Raw genomic sequence first — 20,635 nt, forward strand, 5'->3', positions numbered from 1 at the left:
CAGGTTTGCATCCTAATTTCCAAAGCGCACTATTGCGTCTTATTTTTATAAATATGTTATTTGATTCCATAAATCGGTTCATTTTTATAGTAGTAAAGCATTGCATAGTCAAATACCGCTTTAACTCTTCGATTGTGGCTTGACCTTTTTCATATACAAGGCGTTTTTCAGCCTCACCTTGATTGAAAACCCCAATACATATTTAAAACACGAGTAATTTCATCATCAACAACATCTGTATCAATACAATTTCATATAATAGGTACCTTGTTTAATCCCCCTTAAAATTAACCCATCCGACTTCAACCTGTTGGTAATAGAGTGAAAAGGTTTAATTGTTATATATCGTCTTTTTTCGTACATACAAATTTTATATTCAGTTAGAACGGGAAAGTTAAATCTTTAGCCTTTGTATTTTCAATAATTATAGTTTCTCGTATAGGTTTGATTCCAAATGGGTCCTCTTCTACTGTAAAGTTTGTATTTGTATAAATAGCATTCATACGGATATCCTCATCGCGATTTACATTGAATAAACACAAATTGAGTGCACTTGAATTTTTAACACTTGCATAAACTATACCATCATACCCGTGAAACGATAGACATTGCGCTAAAAAATTTGGAAATATATATTCGTATGAATTAGTAAAGTCATTTGGTTCTTTTAACATTCCAGTAAAGATATCAATATCAGTTTTTGTAGAGTTAAATACTTTAAGGTCTCTGGTAACAATAAATTCGGCAACATCCACAATGTCCAATTTTGATGGCGAAATTTCCACTAATATAGTGTCTTTACATTCACCTAAGTACAAGTTAGTAACACCCGGTGGATTATACCGACCTTGTTGTGGCATACCAATTGGAGGATTCCATAATTCCTCTTCTATAAATGGCACAAGTCTCTGATACTTGTTTCTAGCTCTTGCGCGATAATATTTAGATCCACTTTCGACTTTTTCTATACCCTGGAGTTCATCATTAACTTTATTAAATATTTTAACACCAACAGGATGAGCCAAGCCCAACATCGGATTTTCTTGAAGGTATCCTATAAAGTCATCAGTTTCATCTCCAGAAATATTAAAGGTTTCAACAATGAATTCAACTTCATCATTGAACCATTCATTCATATCTTCCTTAGAAACATAGGGATCATCTTGCGACACATGATTTCCACAGTCGCAACGTAACAAGTCATAAATTTTTAACTGTAAATCACTTGGGATAAAATATTCATCAACTAATTCGCTAATTATTTTCAATGTTAGTGGGTCTTCATACTGCTGCACATAAGGAATTATTGTCCAGTTACAATACTGACATTCATATATCTCTTTACTAATTTCATTAGCCAAATACTTAAGCGACTCTTCTAAAAAAAGGTCCTTATCATCAATAACATAATCATCATCATGTAGAATTTCACTACATACAGAACATTTACCATCAATTTCATCTACATGTTCATTTACTCGTATAGCTCCAGGCACGTAATCTTCATATAATACATCGAAAAACACCTTAAATAAACCAGGATAATAACAATTCTGGCAACCTTCCATAACGACACCTCTTTTAATAATAGGTGCCTGTGCGTGAAATTTTTATGATTGTTTAAACATTCACGTTTGTTTCTTGCACAGGTACTTTATTTTATAACTTATCAATAGTTAAAATTCCCATTTCCTTGCTAAAATTTCGAGTAAAGCTATTATGTATATAATGCTGATTAGCTTCAAAGATATCTATAGTAAAAAATGACCTCTCTATATCATTAGAAAGGTCATTTTTAGATATGGGTATTAACTCATACCTAGCTTAAAAATAATAATGCCTGTTATAATACCACTTATTATTCCTGCCAAGATACCCCCGGTTACGTGGTTAAAAATAATTCTTTTGAATCCATTACTGAACCTTTTCTTATCTTTTACAAGCTCTGTATAAGGAGTAGAATTTTTCATTGCAGCAACTACAGAAGGATGATTTTTATGCCACGGTTCGTTAAGAAAGACTTTGTCTTCATCTGTTAAATTAAACCTACTATATAAGTCAGGTCTACTAGCCTGATTATCTATATTCCCCCTTTCAGCAGGAGAGTTGACATAGTATAACATAATAGAAACAAAAGCATCTCCTACATTAAGCTTAATATCTTTTTCTGTAAAATTGCTTATTGTAACTAGAGAAAGACCAAACCACTGAGGGTCTAAGGTGGTGGATATGTTACTTAATCCTATTGCTACCAAGGAAACCCTTGGATGATATGTACCTCCTATCCTTCTAGAAACCCATATTGCCTCTTGAGTGTGAACTGATACAGTCGAGTAAGCCTTTATAATTATTTTTTTCTTATCAGGTGTAACAACGGAATCCCCAGACTTAATATCCCACGCATGAGCACTAACAGTTAAATTAATTGAGCTAGCCTTGATATTGTGCACATTTAAGGGATAAATGCTTAGTTTTTTAGCTCTGACCAATTCTCTTTTTATATCGGTATTACTTAACAACAAGGCACACACACCCATCATTCAGAATATGTCAATTGAAAACATGAAACTATTACACTGGTACCATAATTGAATTATTGTGTAAATTATATCACAATTTCGATTAAAGGTACCTGTTCATGAAACTTTCACGTTTGTTTCTCACACAGAAACTTTATTTTTATTGATATCTCCTCACGATTTAAACTTCGATTTAATCTGCGGAACAACCTTCACCAGATAAGGCGTCAATGCAAAGTTATGCATAAGTTGATTAGCACCTTGCTTTTTAGTTGCAGCTGAGAAATCCAGACTATCGATCAAGTCATCAATAAAAGGAATGTCTTGTGGTGAAGTCGTTGAATAAGCATCGATGGACTTTTCAAAAATTTTGCCGCTTATGCCCCACTCATCAGCAACTTCGTAAATCAGTACTCTCTTCTTATCATTTTTCCAATCTTCAAACGCCTGATCGAAATTGATATTACTGGACACGTTTCCAGTTTGTAATTCTTCCACCACAAACTCTTTTAGTAATTGCGCTTGTTCATGTTCACCAAAGTTACTCAACTCTTCGATTTCTTGATGAATGATGCGTAACGTTTCTGCATCGACCGTTTGAATGCCATTTGTTGAGGTTGCTTTAGATCCAATGAGGTTCAGAATATGATTGGCATCAATGATCTGTGAACCTGCAAGTTTCGTTCTGCCTACTAAAGCAGGTGCTATATCATCCGGTAACTCTTCTCCTGCTTCAAAGGTTAAGTTACGGTAAGCACCGGTGTATTGAAGCCACGTACGTTCATCTATTCCAAATGCTGCATCATCCCATGCATATTCATAATACTGTTCAACTAAGTTAAATTGTGCAGCAGCTTCTTTGTACACTTGTATGAACTGTTTTTTTATGCTCTTCATACGGTTCAATGGATTGCCAGTATGTCGGATCAGGTAACGTATTCACCATCTCGATAAATGCGAGTTTTAACCTTTCAACTGCTGTTGGGTACGGCTCGACAATTGCTTTACTACTCGTTCCACCGCTACCGTAAAGTTTCAATGCGATATTGACCATTTCTTCAGTGATTTTAGGATACTGAAAATTAATCACCGTTCCGAATTCTCTCGTTGAACCATATACACGATTAGTTCTTTAATAGGCTTGAATCAATCCTTGCAATTTCAATGTCCGATCAACGTAGGGCGTATTTAACAACTTGGAGTCACACCCTGTGAACAATTGATCCGTTACGATTACGAGGTCAATATTTTTCGGATTCCGTCCACTTCCCCCTCGAGTTGCACGTTCAATTACATCTTCAAAGTATGCTTCTTCTCCACGCTTTTGGTCTCCGGCTACGAATTCAATACCCGTAAATGATTCACATTCTTGGAATATATTTTAAATAATGAGAGGATCAATACGTTTTGTCTCATCTTCACTTCCAAAACTAAAGACCATTGCAATATTTAATTGGATATCTTTTTCTTGTATTTGTTTTTTTAACTCTTCATAGTAAGTAAGCACACGCTTAATATAGGCAACGGTTAATATTACATTAAATTCTCGATTTTGAGACTGTGCCTCCCATTGTGTTAGAATCTCTTCAACAACCCGAGGTATATGAGTTTCATCATGGTAAACTAAAAGACTTTCTTTTTTAGCTGCTTTTTCAACCTCTAACTCTGTCATTTCTTGAATTGTTCTTTCCAATTCTCTTACTTCAACGTCTGGATTCTGATTCTGAAGTAATTCAATGAGCTGCTCTCTTAGGTCTTCATAATTTTTGAACTCACCGGTATTAATGTAATCGACATGGAAGCCGAGAACATTTCTGTCTGCAATTGCTTCCTCAATCGTATACTGATGGATGAGTGGACCAAATAGTTTTCCAATCGTATCAATCAGTTCACTTTTTTCGTTTATCTTTCCTTTCGCCTGATTTTCATCAAACAAAGGGGGTACCTGTATAACCGAAGAATAAACTATTGTGTCTAAAATACTGCTTAATTGTTCCCATCATTTGCCCCATAGTTGTACGGTGCGCTTCATCAATAATAAATACGATGCACTTATAGAGAGGCGGGTATCGTTTGTTTTCATTGACGAAAGGTACAGGATTCTCACACAACTCTTGTTCAATTCAGAATCGCTTCTATCTAGAAAGCTCAGATTATTACTCATTTAAATCCTGATACTCCAACAACTTCTCCCTTAACGCTTCATCACTAGCATAAATATAAAGCCCCTTAATCCCCCTCTTCATCAATACATTGATAGAATTCAAAACAATCTTCTCTTTAGCCTTATTCACATCCTCAATGCCGTCCATTCCTGTATAAGCACCTTTGTCCATATATTTGCTAGTATCAATAATAATTTCATCTTTTGAAGTATCATATTGAACGGATGGACCTAAAACAACGCCTACATAGTTTAAGTCAAAGCCTTGTATCGTATAAATAGAACCCGCTTCGTTAATCGTTTCTGGTTTTTCAGCCCATGTATATTTAGTGCTGGTAGTATTCCAAGGCATCTTGTACTCACCGTTAGACTCTTTTACGTAATAAGTTTTTCCGTCTTTCTTGTGCAAATAATCAAAAGTAGATACAATGCGACTCAAGCCATATTTATCGTTTTTCAATTTGATTTCTTTATGCATTTCTTCTAACGTCTCAAATGCTTTTAATTCATATTTCTCATCGCTCGGTAACGGCGTTAACTTTTTGCATTTAAAATCATTAATCCAATTAATTACGTCATCATTCGCCTGCATTCGAAATTGATTTGTCAGTTGGTATTCTTCATGATAAGTACTCTTTTTCTTTAACCCTTCCAGCACACCAACACCCCATAGGCTCTTAAGTTTCAAGACCTGATCTTGGTCATAAATGATTACTACCACTTTGGCGAGCTTAAGTAATTCTTCTAGCTGATTTTCGCCATAAAAGTTGTTATATGTATCTGTCTTGGTTAGTAATAGGTGAGCTTCATCCACAAAGATGATGTGTGCTTTCTTGCTCTCCTTCTGCAGCCTATTAATAAGAGGAGTTGGCTTTGCAAAATTCTTAGCTTTTAAATGCTTTACTCTCTTAGCAATGCCTTTGTATGTCTTGTACATTTCTTCATGATTCACAACTAAGTAGTTTTCCGATCCATAAAAGTTTGAGGATATTTCTGTTGCTCGCTCTTGAATGGTGTTGAATATAGAACTTAACACGACACTTTTTCCAGTGCCTGCTTCTCCTTCAACCACTAATAGACTACCGAAATCATTTGATTCCGCCAAAACCTGTTTCTCACAGAACTTTAGCACTTTATCTTTTAAATCAATTTGTTCTAGTGTCAATTCCTTATAAGGTGACAACTTGAAAATGTCTTTATTTTCGATAGTATCCAGGTTATTATTCACTAATTGACGTTCATGCAACTTTCTCCACAGCTCTTGGAAAATATATTGATCATAATGTGGCTTATTATAATAGTTGTGCGTAAAGTCACTTGCTGTCTTACTTTTATTTTGAAGTGTAAATTTCTCATCACCCAAAAAGTAATTGATTAACTTTGTTTCCAAGTGAAATGTTGCTGAACGATTGAACTCATCATGTTTAATTAAATTTATTTCATTTATATTTCCTCTACTTTTCATGTGATCTTTCATACGATTTTTAAATTGAACAGTTTCACCTATATACGCTTCTTTGTTTCCATTCAGAATATAAATGACGGGATAGTTTAAAAAGTCTTGTTTATTATTGATTTGATCAATAGCACTCTTCTTAAATGGCCATGATAATATTTCAATAGCTGACATTTTTCCACCTACTTTTTAATTCTTTAGTACTAATTATAACAATTTCCGCAAAATATGATAGTAGAATAATGGAAATTCTATAGTTGACAAGACTTTATAGATTTAAAAGCAAAAAACTCACCGGTTAATATATACCAGTGAATTAAAATTAAATCTTCTATTTTTGTATACCATCATTGAAGATACCTGTGCATGAAACTTTCATGATGGTTTAAACATTCACGTTTGTTTCTCACACAGGTACCTTACAATAAAACCCCTCTAAGAATTAATCAATTCCCCATCGGTGCCCACTGTTCGTTGTGTCGTTCTAATCCTCTCTGGCCGAATACCGTACGGATGAAGAATTCCTCCGCGCGCTTCGTCCGCACGTGCAGATTGGTACTATCTAGACAGGTCTCTTCCATACACCAGACAAAGTATTCGGGGTCATAAATCCTGTATAGTACGATATAGTCTTGCTGCACGTGTGAAAAATCTCCTGCAGCCCAGCGATCCAACATCTGTTCCATTACGGAATCCTTGCTCACGAACCGTTTCAAGTACTGAATGTTCTCTTTTGTCATCTGTCCGTAGGTCTGACTCGCGGGATACAGATCGATTTCCCGATAATCCCAGTGAGGTGCCTTATTCAGTGGCTCCTTCATGAGCGAATCGGCTGAGTAGCGGGTCACTTTTTGATTGAGCAGACGCATCATCAGAAAGGCAAGGCGGTCGCTATTCTTCAGATCCGCTTCCGAATAGCCCCCTAACTGTCCACGCAGTGGCTGCGCCGGCTCCGACGGATCTACTGGATCATGCATATGTAGCGTCCGGTGCAGGAATACGGCATAATGTGCACGCGTGACAGGTCTGTCGGGATGATACTTGCCATCCTCGCCTGTTGTAATCGCGTTCGAATAAAGTGCACGCACATATTCATTGGCAGGGTGGGTTTTCGGCACGTCCTTAAAATCCAGGTCGGACTGGACGTCCAACTTGAAGGCAATCGTTAGAACTTTTGCCATCTCCCCGCGAGTAATCGGCTGATTTGGATATAGATTGCCTTTTTTATCCGGTGTGAAAATGCCGGCTTGTTGCAGTTTTTTAATGTCTGTGAAATAAGGATTTTTTGTTGATACATCTTTAAAGGACACAAATTTATTGCGTGCCGGCAACTTTACAGCGCGGTTGACGAGCGCCGCTGCATGCTTCCGACTAATCGATTCGTTCGGTTTGAACTCACCATTCGGATATCCGCTAATGATGTTCTTATCCCGCATCTCATGGATGACGTCCACATAGGGGCTGTTTTTCGAAACATCCTTGAATGCTTTACCGGTAGCCGCTTCCGTTCCTGCTGGCGAGATGAACAACGTCAGTAAAAGTATTGTTGTCATCAACATTTTCATTTGTATTTTTTTCATGTAGATTCCTTCCTCTCTGTCTATACCTTTTTCGGGCAACGTACAGACGCAGTATTCTGGAAAAATTTTCAAATTAAAATAAGGTTTTCGATCATTACATCCGTTAGTTGAATTATTTTTAAATATTTGAAGTTATGTACCTGTACACAAGACCTTCAATCTTTTTAACATTCATGTTTGTTTCTTACACAGATATTTTTGGTGAAGTAATCAGTATATTGAATAAAAACTCTCTACATATTTCATTAATCTAAACATACATCGCGCAGCTATCCTGTATAGTTAAACTAAACTCAATAACCCACACATCTAATAAAATACAAACTGGAGGCGACATTCAGTGAAAAAAATCATCCTAACAACCGAAAGCGGTGCCGACCTGCCCGGGTTTTTGGCGAAGAAACACCATATACAAGTGGTACCCATGCACGTAGTCATGGATGGTCAAGACTATTTAGACGGTCATCTACCCGTCCAAGATATATTTGATTTTTATGCCCGCACCAAAAAGATACCATCCACCGCCGCCACAAATACTCACGAATACCAAGAGTTTTTCAAAAAGATTCGAACAGAATTCCCTGATCATACAATTGTCCACATAGGCTATACATCAAAGGCGTCTGTTTCCTATCAAAATGCGTTAATAGCTGCGAAAGATTTTGAGGATATTTATTTAATCGATACATTAAACGTTACAGGCGGATTAACTGCGGTTATTATGTATGCGGTAGCCCTGCTGGAGGAAGAACCTGAAATGGATCCTGTCCGCTTGCTGGAAAAGATCGAAACAAAGGTTCCAAAAGCGAAACTTGCCTTCCTTCCAGGTAGCTTAGATTTTTTAAGAGCTGGCGGACGAGTCAGTAATATGGCGTATCTTGGCGGGGCTTTGTTAAAAATCAAACCATGTATTGAATTAGTAGAAGGTAAGCTCGTTTCGACTAAAAAATATCGTGGGAATATGAGCAAAGTGGCTGAAAGTTTACTGCTAGACTATTTACAGCAATACGACATCGATAGACAACAAATCTATTTTATATACTCAATTGGCCTTAGTGAGACTATCAAAGAACGGATCAATGATATTGCACGAAAAAAAGGATTCGAGAATAGTCTTTGGATTGAAGCGGGTGCGATGATTTCGTCACATTCTGGTCCAGGAGGATTTGGGATTGCGGGGATAGAGGTTTAATATCAAAAAGGTACCTGTGTTATACAGGTACCTTTAATTATGTTGAGCTCTATCTAATAAAACACAAATACCGTCCTCAACAACAAACGAGCTCCATTGCCATCAGTGGAGGTATTTTCCAACCCGCTATGGAGAATTGCAGCTTCGTACACAACTATAGATCGGTTACTTGTTTTTCATAAGAGAACTCTCATCTAAACCCTCACTGAATATATTTCCAAACATCTTCCACAGATTCATAACCGAAAATATTACACAATAACAACTCCAATTCAATCGAGTCCACTCACATTATCGCTTCTTTAATGTCTACTTGTGCCCCTGCATCTTATTAATTTAATTTCGTATATTTCAAACTTAAAAAGCCAACAATGGAATTAATACCGAATTTTACCGTCCTTCCAAAATGCTTTTTAACATATAGAAGTGAGGAATGTACATGTTTTGGAAAAAACAATCAGATGAAAATAAGCCTGTTTCTCAATCAAACGCAGAATCAGAAATATCAATAGAGACTCTAAAAAAAGCCCTCGTTCAAATGGATGATGCGGAATTTGTGGAAATCAACATTTCTGAAAATCAACATGTTGATCTTATCTACGTAAGAACTCTGATTGACCAAGAAAGATTAAATGAAAGCATTCTAAAACCTTTATCTAACTGTTCCAAACAATCCATTCAGGAATGCAATGTTCACTCAACAATAAACCCCATTTCCACTTTTAATGAGGCAAAAAAGCAGCTGTTTAAAGGATCTGTTTTGTTATTTGACTCTTCGTCAAATCTTTGGTTCGCTATCCCTTTAGAAAATCCACTTGGACGTGCAATTGAACCATCCGATACTGAAACCATCCTTTTAGGAGCAAAAGACAGCTTCAGTGAACAGCTAGAACAAAATATTACGCTCATTCGTAGGCGTCTTCCAACACATGATCTGAAAACAGAGAAGTTCACTGTTGGTTCTTTAAGTAGGACAAATGTGGTTTTATTGTACATAGAAGGGCTGACCAATCCAGAATTTGTTTCAACCGCCAAAAAGAAGATTTCGGAAATTAATTATGATCTCTTATCTGATTCTTCTCAAGTAGCGGAATTCATGGAGGAACATCAAGATAGTATTTTTCCTCAGTTTCAGCAAACTGACCGACCTGATGTTGTTGCTTATTCTCTGGGATCAGGAAAAATTACGATTCTGGTAGACAATACACCTTTTGCTCTCGTTGCCCCAATTACTTTTTTTCATTTGTTCCAATCACCAGAGGATTATATTAATCGATGGGTAGTTGCCAGTTTTTTGCGCATCATCCGATATGTAAGTTTTATTCTGTCTATCACATTGATCCCATTCTACGTGGCATTAACAACTCATCACTATCAAATGATTCCTTTACAAACACTTTTCGTCTTGGTGGAGTCAAGGAGCAAGCTTCCGTTCACTCCTTTTTGGGAAGCATTTATCATGTTGATTTTTATTGAAATTATAAAAGAAGCAAGTTTAAGGATGCCAACAAAGACTGGTCAAACGCTTGGGGTTATTGGGGGCATTGTAATTGGTCAAGCAGCAGTTGAGGCTGGTATGGCAAGTCAGGTGTTAATTGTCATGGTAGGGATTTCAACTATTGGATCTTTTCTTGTTCCTAATTACCTTGTGACAAAGGCGAATTCATTGATTCAATTCATTCTTCTTATATTTTCTTCGTTTCTTGGGATAGTAGGGATTGTTTTGGCAATGATTATCATTTTAGCCCACCTTAATGGCTTGTCTTCACTCAAGCAGCCATATTTATCTCCTGTTGCCCCTTTCTACGGAAAAGATTGGCTTGACCTATTCATTCGAGGGCCTTTAGTCAAAATGAAGAAGCGTCCAGAACATCTTAAACCGCTGAAGATGAAGAGATATCAAACTAGGAGATGAACTGATGGAAGCCCTTCAATTATTTAATAAGAATGAAACCTATAATGGGTTCTATGTCATGTTGATGGTGAATCGCCTCCAAATGCTTTACTTTTTTTTGATTATGCCAAGATTTTTGATCCATTCATATATGATTTGGGTGATTATAGCGGTCGGCATACTGTCTCAACTAAACATTCTTCTTTTATCCAAATGGTTTTTAACCCGGTTTTCTAGCGAAGGATACAACGGATTTGTCCAATTATTCGGAAAAAAACTTGTACGTCTCCTCTCATTCATCGGGTTGTTCTTTATCCTGCTTAAACTTTTCGTGATCATGTTAGGATTCTCGGAAATGGTTCAAATATTTATGTTTCCAGCTACAGATTCAAATTGGCTGATCTTTTTTATTCTGTTGTCTTGTTTGTATGTAGCATGGAAGGGCGTTGAAAAAACTATACGTTTTGTCGTGATTTCATTTTTGTGTACATTTTGGATGTTCTTATTCTTTGCTTTTTTCTTCTTTCCTCCAATAGCTCAACTCAGTGATTTGTATCCAATTATTCCAATGGAATTAAGTGTGAATTCCTGGAAAGGAATATTTTTAATTTTATCTTCATTTTCAGGGCCTGAATTTCTGGTATTTTTGGGACCGTGGTTTAAAACAAATAATAAGACATTTCGCTATTTGTCTTATGGCAATGCTCTAACCGTTATAGAGTATGTATTCTTATATATGGCGTCCATATTCTATTTCGGTTCCAATTATTTAAGCAAAAGTCAATTTCCAATTGTCACTATGGCCCGTTATTTTCAAAATCCAGTAATTGAACGTATTGATATGGTCATGCTTTCTTTAGAATTATTTAACATCGTCTTTGCGGTTTCAATTTTTCTACTGTTGTTTTATGGAGCATCTAAAATAGCTAGTGGGAAAATGGAGAGACCACCCAGTCGAGTAGGCTTTTTATTCAGTGTATTCATTATTTTAATTGGAATGATTCTTGTGAATGAATGGATTTGGAAGTCAGATGAAAAGCAGGTTATTTTACTTAATCTTCAAATTTTAGCAGGAAGCTTAAGTTACTTAGTGGTTTCAATTACTATGATCGTAGTGATGAAGATAAAGGGGGTTAATAAACATGAGACTACGAAAGAAGATGGCTAAAAAATTGTCAATCATATTTATGGCATTATGGTTAACTGGATGTGCCCCTTTTACTGAAAATAATATTATTGAAGAGCTTACTCCAGTCACATTTTTATCACTTAGTAGAGGGGATGAAGGTAAAATAAAAATCAGTACGATTTTGCCTTCTCTAAGCAAAGAAAAAAAGAGTGTAGTGACGCAAGAAGTAAGCTTAATAAAGGAGGTACTAAGGAGTTTTAATTTAAACTTCTACCAGGAAATGAAATTTGGGCAAATGCGAATGCTGATAATTAATGAAGACCTCGGAAGAAACGAGGGGATTATGTCCATTATTAATGTGTTATTGACTGATCCGGATATTTCTTTGAGAATCTATTTAGTTATCGTAAAAGGAAATTTTGAAGAATACTTGGAAAATCAATTGGACAAACAAGAAAATCTTGATTACTCTTTTTACCGAATGCTGAAGCACTATGAGGAAAAAAATCAGGGAGAATTAAGTGTCGTTAATCTACATGAATTTAAAAAATTGTTATATACTTCTTATTCAGATCCTTTCTTACCTGTATTCAAAATAGAAAATGACGCTATCCGCTATGAAGGTACAGCCCTGTTTCAAAATGATAAACTAGTTGAAATAATAACAACTTTTGATGATCGTATCTTCCAGCTGTTACACAACGATCACTACTTAGCAGTTTTACCGATCCCAGAATTACAAGTTGTTCTAGGTCATGTTAGGTCTAAAACGAAAGTGGATATCAATAAAAGCTTGTCTACAATGACCTATACAGTGAATATAGACTCAAGAATTGAAGAATACCGGGGAGAAAAGCAATTATTTGACCCAAAGGATTTAGAAGATTTTAAAAAAGATATCCAATCCAATCTTGAAAAACAAACACAAGAACTAGTAAAAAAGATGCAAGAATTGAATGTGGATCCATTACAGCTAGGCATTCATACATTAAAACCATTCTCAAAACCAATGGATGAAAAAAAATGGATTGAACTTTACAAGAAGATGGACATTAAAATAAAATACAATATTAATATTAATCCTTTGACGGATGCAAATTCAAAAAGGCAAAACCTTTAATTCTTCCTATTGCAATCTCTTTCTCATTAATCGGACGTGCGTCTTCTTCAGCCTGCTTTTCCTTTAACCATTGTTCACGTTCGGCCTTCGGCTTCCGTCCGCGCTTTTTCGGTACCTGCTTCTTTTTCTTTTTGGCGGCTTGGACTCGATCTCTCGCCTCAAAATATGTGGCATCGAAGGCGACATATTCATCGCTGATACGCCCTTCGTCGATGGCAAGTAGAATTAAGTTCATCATGGATTTGCGGAACTACCTACAGCATCAGGTGGAGTATGAGAGGCACCTGATATGATTACATTCTGCTCTCTATACTTCCCTGCATTTGCTCTGTCTATTGAATGCAAGACGATGCCATGCAATTCTTTAATCACTATTTCCGAGAGGGGCTGATCTTGCTGCACAATTTCTTCAGCAACTAAAATAGCTTCCTTATGATTAATAGCTTCTAGATGTTCTCTCATGGATTTTCCGGCAATAACTATGCCGTCCTCTAGCACCGCTTTCGTTTCATAAATCGTTAACCTATTACCTTCAATCGCATTGGAGTGATATGTATTTTTAATTAAAAAGTCTTCTTTCAAGCTACGAATAAGCCCTTTTGAAATTGGTCGTCGTTGATCGACATTCTTTTTTAACAGTGAAAGTCGATCCGTTTTTTTCTATCACAGCTTACATCCCCTTTATTAAAATAAGGGATATTGTGCAAGAGCTCACTCTTGTACAATATCCCTTCATCGAAAAAGTATAGAAAACCGATTCATCACTGGATATATTTTCAGATGTATTCAACGTCTTCGTATAGCTGCTTCACTACAATTCATTTTCTAAAATTCGATCTATTATTCGTATGATTTCGTTTACAGATATATCTTCTTGTTCGTTTTTAGAGTAAATGGTTAACGGATATATTTCTAAGTCGGCTGTGACTAAATACCATATTACACGAAATCCGCCACTCTTTCCTTTGTTTGCATTTGGATTACTCAATCTGGTTTTATATACGACATTTCCTTTGGTTCTGGGAATTCGGTCCCCATATAATTTACCTTCTTCAAAATCCGCAAAAAGGGAATCGACTAAATCAACAACTACTGGATATTTTCTAGCGATTTTTAAAAGCTCTTTTTCGAACGCTTTAACGCCAAGCACTTTATACTCCATTATTTTTCTTCTAAGCTCTTCCTCACTCGGTTCATCATATCCTTATATGAATGTTTGGGTAGCTTTCCCTTTCTCATTTGGTCTACTTCTTTTATAGATTCTGTCAGTATTTTTTTACTATCTGCCTGATTGTCTTTTAAAATGGCCATTTCATTTTCCTCCTTCTCATCCACACATACCACATCCTTTCAGATTATGTATATGTGTAAGTATGTAATGAGCATGATGATTTAAACATCGTTTTACTTTATTTTAAAAATAAGGGATATCACACAAGAGGTTCTCTTGTACAATATCCCTTACATCTTATTACACCTTAATCTCATAATGGAGACGGTGGGAGTCGAACCCACGTCCAAAGGCTCTGCTACTTCAGCGTCTACGCGTGTAGATTGATAACTTGGTTTCGCGCAAGCATTATGCCATCAATCAGGGCGTCCTGTGCGCTATTCCGGGAATCTCTTATGACAGCCTCAGAATGCAGATGTCATCGTAGCTCACTATAAGTGAACCTTACGCCTCCACATGAGCGATGGAAACGGAAGGTAGATTCAACAGCTTATGCTGCGAATGCTAGGTTGTTGTTTGTTTTGCCAGTTATTATTAACTGTCGTTTCTGACGGAGACGATCCCTCCGACGCGCGGCTCAAGCCCAGACCACCCCTGTCGAATCCGTAACGTCCCCGAAGGAAAGTCCGGAACCCAGGCCCGTTTCACTTCAAACGGCGGGTCGTACTTGATACTTCATCTAGTATACAATAAATCGGCAGGATTATCAATCTTGTTGATTGGCTTTGAAAGCTCGTTGCATATCGCGCTTATGCTCTTTTTCTTTCAAGTCTTGGCGCTTATCATAGAGTTTCTTCCCTTTACCTACACCGATTAATACTTTGGCGAAGCCGTTTTTAATATACATTTTCAATGGGATGATCGAATAGCCTTGCTCTTTCATCGTGCCTGCAAGTGAAGCAATCTGTTTTTTGTGCAACAGTAATTTCCGCACGCGGACAGGATCATGGTTATGAATATTTCCCTGTTCATACGGGCTAATGTGCATATTCGACAACCATGCTTCGTTATTACGGATCAATATAAACGCATCGCGCAACTGGACTTTCCCTTTGCGGATCGATTTAATTTCCGTTCCTTTTAACACGATTCCCGCTTCAATCGTTTCTTCAATTGCGTAATCAAAGTTCGCCTTTTTATTGACGGCGAGTACTTTTCCAGTTCCTTTGGCCATGCAACTTCCTCCCTGACAGAAGACCGGAGACATGCTCCAGTCTTATTTTTTCTTCGGACGTTTCTTAGATTTCTTTGGCATACCTTCATAAAACTTCTTCTTTGGCTTTTCGTACTTTTTATTGCGCTTGTCGCTGGAACTTTTCGATCCGCCACCGGCACTCGATTTAGTACTAGTACCTTGACTTCTTCCCCTGCCTGCACCTTGGCCACGGCTCTTGCCTCTGCCAGCCTGGATGACTTTTGGTGTTTCTTTACGAGAGCCTCTGAAGTTTTCTTTCATTCCGACGATTTCGAAGTCCACTGCTTGCTCTTCTGGTTTAACAGATGTCACACGCACTTTTACTTCATCACCGATACGGTATTGTTTCGCTGTACGTTCCCCGATCATCATCATTTGGCGATCATCGAAGCGATAATAGTCGTCGTTCATGTTCTTGACATGGACAAGCCCTTCAATCGTATTCGGAAGCTCCACAAAGATACCGAAGTTTGTAACAGACGAAATGACCCCTTCAAACTCTTCCCCCACTTTATCGACCATAAACTGTGCTTTCTTCAATGCGTCCGTATCACGCTCTGCATCTACTGCGCGACGTTCACGTTCAGACGTGTGACGAGCAATTTCAGGCAGTTCAGCAGACCAATGGGCAATCGTTTGTGCAGACCTGTCTTTATTGAATAAATACGTACGAATCAGACGGTGAACAATTAAGTCCGGATATCTTCTGATCGGTGCGGTGAAGTGCGTGTAGAACTCCGTCGCTAAACCAAAGTGACCGATACTGTCTTGGAAGTACTTCGCTTGTTGCATCGAACGCAATAGCATCGTTGAGATCAGAGATTCTTCCGGCAATCCTTCGATGGATTCCACAATTTCTTGCAATGCACCTGAATCTACTTGTTTACCTGTTCCTTTGACGACGATTCCGAATGTCGTTAGGAACTCGAAGAAGCGTTGTAATTTCTCTTCTTTTGGATCTTCGTGGATCCGGTATAAGAAAGGTACCTTCATCCGGTCGAAGTGCTCTGCAACCGTTTCATTGGCAGCTAACATGAATTCTTCGATCAAACGTTCAGACACTGTACGCTCAATAATGATCACGTCTGTCGGCCAGCCTTTTTCATCTACGAGAATTTTGGATTCTTTGAAATCGAAATCGATGGCGCCACGGTTTTTACGCTTCTGACGGAAATTGCTAGCCAGTTTCGCCATATCGTTTAGCATCGGTACGATTTCTTCGTATTTCTTTGATAGCTCTTCGTCTTGATGTTCGATGATTTGGTAGACATCACCATAGGTCATGCGATAACTCGAGTTGATGACACTTGGGTAAATGTCATGGTCGATGACTTTACCGTTTGCATCGACTTTCATTTCGCATGTCAATGTCAAGCGGTCTTCTCCTGGATTAATGGAACAAATGCCGTTAGACAAACGATGCGGTAACATCGGAATCACGCGGTCCGTAAGATAGACACTCGTGCCACGGTCTGCTGCTTCTACGTCCATTGGAGAGTTCTCCGTGACATAGTAGCTAACGTCTGAGATATGCACAAATAGACGATAGGATCCGTTGTCTTCTTTGAAGACTGAAATCGCATCATCCAAGTCTTTCGCATCGGCACCGTCAATAGTCATCGTCAATTCTTTACGTAAATCTCTACGGCCTTCGAAGTCTTCTGGCTGAACTGTCGTCGGTACACTGTTCGCGTGTTCCATGACGTCTTCAGGGAATTCAATCGCAATGCCATGCTTGTGAATGATCGATAGGATGTCCACGCCTGGGTCATTTTTATGTCCAAGAATTTTTGTGATCATGCCCGTTGCATTGTTTTCATCCGTTGGCCAGTTCGTAATTTCCGCGATCACTTTCTGACCGTCTACCGCTTCCAATGAATGACCTTTTTCAATATACAAATCCATAGGCAATTTCTTGTCGTCCGGCAAGACGAAACCATATCCTTCATGTGCTTGATACGTTCCGACCACTTGCGTAGTTTTACGTTCGACGACTTTCGTGATGACGCCTTCGCGACGGTCTCCGAATGAGCTACCGGACACACGTACGAAGACGATATCGCCATTCATCGCGCCGTTTATTTCATGAGGTGGGATGAAGACATCGTCGCCCTCTACGTCTTCAGGTACGACAAAGCCGAAGCCTTTTGCGTGACCGATGAATTTTCCGCGAAGAAGATTCATTTGTTCAGGTAAGCCGTAGCGGTTATTGCGTGAACGAACGATTTTCCCGTTCTGTTCTAATTGTACGAGCATTTTCACTAGTTCTTTAAATTCGTCCGCCTGTTCTAAGTTGAGTGCTTCTTGAATTTCGTGGACAGTGGACGGCATATAGGATTTCTCTTTTAATAAATACAAAACCCGTTCTTGTAACTCTTTTATATTTGGTTCCAAACAATCATCTCCTCCTTTTTTCATACTGTATAAGCTGTTAGAAACGTTGATTTCCGTTCCAGGCGGACGCGTTCCGCGGGCACGGCTTCAATCTCCTCGTCCGCTACATGCAAAGACGTGCTCCTAACGCTTCGCTTTTACTCGCAAAAACCGTTCTTCGTTACGGCTTTCGCTACCTGCGGGGCTTTCAGCTCGCGCTGTTCCCGCTGGAGTCGCCGCCTGAAACGAAAATCAACTGAGTGTTCTATTAATAACTAATTCCATTTCAAGGACTGAAATTCAACTTATATAGTTATATCTTCCCCTAATTTCACTCTTGCCAATCAAGGGATTCTAAAAAATGTAGTACGTTTTCGTGAAGTTGTGCTTTTTCAGGACCTAGTGTAATGACATGTCCTGATTCTTCGTACCATTGTAGTTCTTTTTCTGTGGATTGTGCTTCGTCATAGATAATTTGTGCGGAGTTCGGATCGATTACATCGTCGTGACGCGATTGAACTACGAGTAATGGTGTGTAGATGCAGTCGACTTGATCGCGCACGTTTTGGACCATGGATTGTAGACCGTCAAGACCTGGCATTGACTTTGTTTTCAAGTCGTCCATTTCTCTTTGGATTTGCTCGTCTGATTGACCTGCGAACTTTTTGTAGTCTCGTGCATATTTCAGTACGCCTGACCACATCAAGTCGGTCGTTTTCATCGTCATCGGAGCACACATCGTCACGATGCCTTTTAGCGGAAATTGCGCTGCGAGTCTCAATGAAAATACGCCACCGAGTGATAATCCCGCCACTGCAATTTCTTCATATCCTGCCTCTTTTAGCTGATTGTATGCATCTACTACATCTTCCCACCACTGGTCAGGATTGGTCTTGATCAATTCTTCAGGTGGCACACCATGACCGCGGTAATGCGGTGCTAATGAAGTATAGTTGTGTTTTTCAAGGAAACGGCCAAGCATCCGCACATCCGCGGATGTTCCAGTAAACCCATGCAACAGTAATACCGCACGTTTTCCATGTTGAAAGAAGAATGGTTTCGGTTGGGCAATTCGCATGTTTTTCGTTCCTTTCTACGAAAAGCGCCTGACCGTTCAAACATGGTCAGGCGCTTGCATTTTATATTTTCATAATCGCAATGGTTAGGACAAAAAATAAGACAGATAAGATAATGGTCGCTCTTTGTAGAACGAGATCTAATCCACGTGCTTTTTGTTTTCCGAAAAGTTGCTCTGCGCCTCCGGAGATGGCCCCTGACAGTCCCGCACTTTTACCGGATTGCAATAAAACGACTACTATTAATGCTATAGCTACGACTATCAGCGATGCTGTGAAAACTGCATGCATGTTTTTCCACCTCCAAAAATAGCAAGTTACAACATTTCTATTCTACCAAAGCAAGTCCCTCGGCACAACCTTTTGTTACGAATTATGCCGATTGACTGGAACAAGTTGTAATTATTTATTCAAATTATAGAATGTGTCTTTGCCTAGGTACTGTGCTGTTTCAAACAATTGATCTTCGATACGAAGCAATTGATTGTATTTAGCGACACGGTCCGAACGAGAAGGTGCACCTGTTTTGATTTGACCAGCGTTTGTAGCTACTGCGATGTCTGCAATCGTGACGTCTTCTGATTCACCTGAACGGTGAGAGATGACTGCTGTGTAGCCCGCGCGTTTCGCCATTTCAATCGCATCGAATGTTTCAGTCAATGTACCGATTTGGTTCACTTTGATCAGGATCGAGTTACCGATGCCTTCTTTGATACCGCGTGATAATTTCTCTGTGTTCGTAACGAATAGATCGTCACCCACTAATTGCACTTTGTTGCCAAGACGCTCTGTCAATAGCTTGTGGCCATCCCAGTCGTTTTCGTCCAAACCGTCTTCGATCGATACGATTGGGTACTTTTCACAAAGCTCTTCATACCAAGCAACCATTTCTTCAGATGTTTTACGAATATCTTCACCTGCTAGGTAATAGTTGTTTTGGTCTTTATCGTAGAACTCAGAAGAAGCTACGTCCATAGCAAGCAAGATGTCTTCGCCAGCTTTGTAACCTGCTTTTTCGATGGCTTCGATAATGGTAGAAAGTGCTTCTTCGTTAGACGCAAGGTTTGGAGCAAATCCGCCTTCGTCTCCCACTGCTGTGTTCAAGCCTTTACCATGAAGAACAGATTTTAGGCTGTGGAAAATTTCCGTACCCATGCGAAGTGCATGACGGAAAGATTCTGCGCCAACTGGCATAATCATGAATTCTTGGATGTCGACGTTGTTATCTGCGTGCTCTCCACCGTTTAAGATATTCATCATCGGTACCGGTAGTTGCTTCGCGTTGAAGCCGCCAAGGTACTGGTACAACGGAACGTCTAAGTAGTCTGCTGCTGCATGTGCAACCGCCATAGACACACCAAGAATCGCGTTAGCGCCGAGCTTCCCTTTATTCTCCGTACCGTCTAGTTCGATCAATGCTCTGTCGATAACCACTTGATCCAATACCGAGTAGTTGTCTTCGAATTCTGAAGCGATCACTTCATTGACGTGATCTACTGCTTTCAATACGCCTTTACCGTTATAACGATTTTCGTCGCCGTCACGTAGTTCTACCGCTTCATACTCCCCAGTAGATGCACCGGATGGTACGATGGCACGTCCAAAGGCACCGCTTTCTGTGAATACTTCTACTTCTACAGTTGGATTGCCTCGTGAATCCAATACTTCTCTAGCTTGAATGTGGGTAATGATTGGCATGAAAATCT

At 38.7% G+C, this 20,635-nt stretch carries 17 protein-coding genes, 1 other RNA gene and 1 pseudogene; 4 read left to right on the forward strand and 15 right to left on the reverse strand.

Features of this window, described 5'->3' with window-relative positions:
* Positions 1-380: 380 nt before the first annotated feature.
* The 5 genes and pseudogenes from CSV73_RS09910 to CSV73_RS09930 all read right to left on the reverse strand — a co-directional run bounded on the left by CSV73_RS09910 (position 381) and on the right by CSV73_RS09930 (position 7,758).
* Positions 381-1,568, reverse strand: a complete 1,188-nt coding sequence (locus tag CSV73_RS09910; RefSeq protein WP_099627426.1) for an RES family NAD+ phosphorylase — start codon at positions 1,566-1,568, stop codon at positions 381-383.
* Between the two features lie 240 nt (positions 1,569-1,808).
* A complete protein-coding gene (locus tag CSV73_RS09915; RefSeq protein ID WP_099627427.1) occupies positions 1,809-2,522 on the reverse strand; it encodes a dCTP deaminase domain-containing protein in 714 nt (237 codons plus the stop codon).
* Between the two features lie 171 nt (positions 2,523-2,693).
* Positions 2,694-4,573, reverse strand: a pseudogene (locus CSV73_RS16965) (type I restriction endonuclease subunit R, EcoR124 family); the annotation flags it as partial.
* A gap of 102 nt (positions 4,574-4,675) precedes the next feature.
* Positions 4,676-6,313, reverse strand: coding sequence for a DUF2075 domain-containing protein (locus CSV73_RS09925; protein WP_199093049.1), 1,638 nt, complete (start codon positions 6,311-6,313; stop codon positions 4,676-4,678).
* Positions 6,314-6,585: 272 nt separating this feature from the next.
* A complete protein-coding gene (locus tag CSV73_RS09930) occupies positions 6,586-7,758 on the reverse strand; it encodes an S-layer homology domain-containing protein (RefSeq protein WP_143560947.1) in 1,173 nt (390 codons plus the stop codon).
* Positions 7,759-8,059: 301 nt separating this feature from the next.
* Here CSV73_RS09930 and CSV73_RS09935 point away from each other — a divergent pair, with 301 nt between their 5' ends.
* The 4 genes from CSV73_RS09935 (at position 8,060) to CSV73_RS09950 (ending at position 13,054) form a co-directional block, all read left to right on the forward strand.
* Positions 8,060-8,911: a DegV family protein gene (locus CSV73_RS09935; RefSeq protein ID WP_099627429.1), complete on the forward strand. Its 852-nt coding sequence runs from the start codon at positions 8,060-8,062 to the stop codon at positions 8,909-8,911.
* Positions 8,912-9,350: 439 nt separating this feature from the next.
* Positions 9,351-10,826, forward strand: coding sequence for a spore germination protein (locus CSV73_RS09940; protein WP_199093052.1), 1,476 nt, complete (start codon positions 9,351-9,353; stop codon positions 10,824-10,826).
* A 4-nt stretch (positions 10,827-10,830) separates the two neighbouring features.
* The gene (locus CSV73_RS09945) at positions 10,831-11,973 is read left to right on the forward strand and encodes a GerAB/ArcD/ProY family transporter (RefSeq protein ID WP_233202876.1); all 1,143 of its coding nucleotides are present in this window, start codon (positions 10,831-10,833) and stop codon (positions 11,971-11,973) included.
* Positions 11,948-13,054 carry a Ger(x)C family spore germination protein gene (locus CSV73_RS09950; protein WP_099627432.1) on the forward strand — a complete coding sequence of 369 codons (1,107 nt, stop codon included), beginning with the start codon at positions 11,948-11,950 and terminating at the stop codon, positions 13,052-13,054. Before CSV73_RS09945 ends, CSV73_RS09950 begins: the two co-directional genes overlap by 26 nt.
* On the opposite strand, the gene CSV73_RS09955 is transcribed toward CSV73_RS09950, so the two are convergent.
* The 10 genes from CSV73_RS09955 to eno form a co-directional block, all read right to left on the reverse strand.
* Positions 13,011-13,292 carry a hypothetical protein gene (locus CSV73_RS09955; protein ID WP_199093055.1) on the reverse strand — a complete coding sequence of 94 codons (282 nt, stop codon included), beginning with the start codon at positions 13,290-13,292 and terminating at the stop codon, positions 13,011-13,013. The two genes, CSV73_RS09950 and CSV73_RS09955, sit on opposite strands and share 44 nt — an antisense overlap.
* Entirely contained in the window at positions 13,289-13,636 is a 348-nt protein-coding gene (locus CSV73_RS09960) for a Fic family protein (protein ID WP_099627433.1), read from the reverse strand. Before CSV73_RS09960 ends, CSV73_RS09955 begins: the two co-directional genes overlap by 4 nt.
* A 229-nt stretch (positions 13,637-13,865) precedes the next feature.
* Positions 13,866-14,216, reverse strand: a complete 351-nt coding sequence (locus tag CSV73_RS09965) for a type II toxin-antitoxin system RelE/ParE family toxin (RefSeq protein ID WP_099627434.1) — start codon at positions 14,214-14,216, stop codon at positions 13,866-13,868.
* Positions 14,216-14,365: a hypothetical protein gene (locus CSV73_RS16490; protein WP_156890526.1), complete on the reverse strand. Its 150-nt coding sequence runs from the start codon at positions 14,363-14,365 to the stop codon at positions 14,216-14,218. The genes CSV73_RS09965 and CSV73_RS16490 overlap by 1 nt, the downstream gene beginning before the upstream one ends.
* A gap of 176 nt (positions 14,366-14,541) precedes the next feature.
* Positions 14,542-14,901, reverse strand: a transfer-messenger RNA (tmRNA) gene (gene ssrA, locus CSV73_RS09970).
* A 90-nt stretch (positions 14,902-14,991) separates the two neighbouring features.
* Positions 14,992-15,459 carry an SsrA-binding protein SmpB gene (smpB, locus tag CSV73_RS09975; RefSeq protein ID WP_099627435.1) on the reverse strand — a complete coding sequence of 156 codons (468 nt, stop codon included), beginning with the start codon at positions 15,457-15,459 and terminating at the stop codon, positions 14,992-14,994.
* 42 nt (positions 15,460-15,501) lie between these two features.
* Complete coding sequence (gene rnr / locus CSV73_RS09980; RefSeq protein WP_099627436.1) at positions 15,502-17,898, reverse strand: ribonuclease R; 2,397 nt, start codon at positions 17,896-17,898, stop codon at positions 15,502-15,504.
* A gap of 286 nt (positions 17,899-18,184) precedes the next feature.
* Positions 18,185-18,931 (reverse strand): alpha/beta hydrolase, encoded by a 747-nt coding sequence (locus CSV73_RS09985; RefSeq protein ID WP_099627437.1) that lies wholly within the window; start codon positions 18,929-18,931, stop codon positions 18,185-18,187.
* Between the two features lie 61 nt (positions 18,932-18,992).
* Positions 18,993-19,220, reverse strand: coding sequence for a preprotein translocase subunit SecG (gene secG, locus CSV73_RS09990; protein ID WP_085131565.1), 228 nt, complete (start codon positions 19,218-19,220; stop codon positions 18,993-18,995).
* A 111-nt stretch (positions 19,221-19,331) separates the two neighbouring features.
* Complete coding sequence (gene eno, locus CSV73_RS09995) at positions 19,332-20,627, reverse strand: phosphopyruvate hydratase (RefSeq protein ID WP_085131566.1); 1,296 nt, start codon at positions 20,625-20,627, stop codon at positions 19,332-19,334.
* Positions 20,628-20,635: the final 8 nt, after the last annotated feature.

The organism is Sporosarcina sp. P1, assembly GCF_002743155.1.
GTDB classification, from domain to species: Bacteria; Bacillota; Bacilli; order Bacillales_A; family Planococcaceae; genus Sporosarcina; species Sporosarcina ureae_B.